This is a genomic window from Vibrio sp. 10N.222.48.A3 (assembly GCF_041475345.1).
Classification (GTDB): Bacteria; Pseudomonadota; Gammaproteobacteria; order Enterobacterales; family Vibrionaceae; genus Vibrio; species Vibrio tasmaniensis_A.
Genome location: NZ_JBFRVX010000364.1, coordinates 1 through 462 on the forward strand (window position 1 = coordinate 1; position 462 = coordinate 462).

Annotated in this window: 1 protein-coding gene; it reads left to right on the forward strand. The window is 48.7% G+C overall.

Going from position 1 to position 462, the window contains the following annotated elements:
* The coding region (locus tag AB4653_RS11260) for an inositol monophosphatase family protein (RefSeq protein ID WP_372104186.1) at positions 1-462 on the forward strand (462 nt) is incomplete at both ends.

Genomic DNA, 462 nt, shown 5'->3' on the forward strand with positions numbered 1-462 from the left:
TACGAAGAGTTTACCAAGAGTGATGATACGCCCGTCACTAGTGCTGATCTCGCCGCTCATAAACTGATCTCGAAAAAACTTAGCGAACTGACACCTGATATTCCGGTGTTATCGGAAGAAGCCGCTGATATCAGCCTAGAGCAACGTTCTCAATGGGATCGCTACTGGTTGGTTGACCCGCTGGACGGAACACAGGAATTCATCGCACGAAGTGGCGATTTCGCGACAATCATAGCCCTAATCGAACACAACAAGCCGGTAATGGGCGTGGTGTACGCACCGGTTTCAGGTGTGAGTTATTACGCTTACAGTGGTAAAGGTGCATGGAAAATTCCAGACCTTAATGACAGCGTTAAAATCAAAACGCACCGTCACGAGCTACCAAACCAATCGATCGCGATGGCAATCAGCCGTCGCCAAGACATCAATCGAATCACTAACCGTATGAGCTCTGCTTGGAAC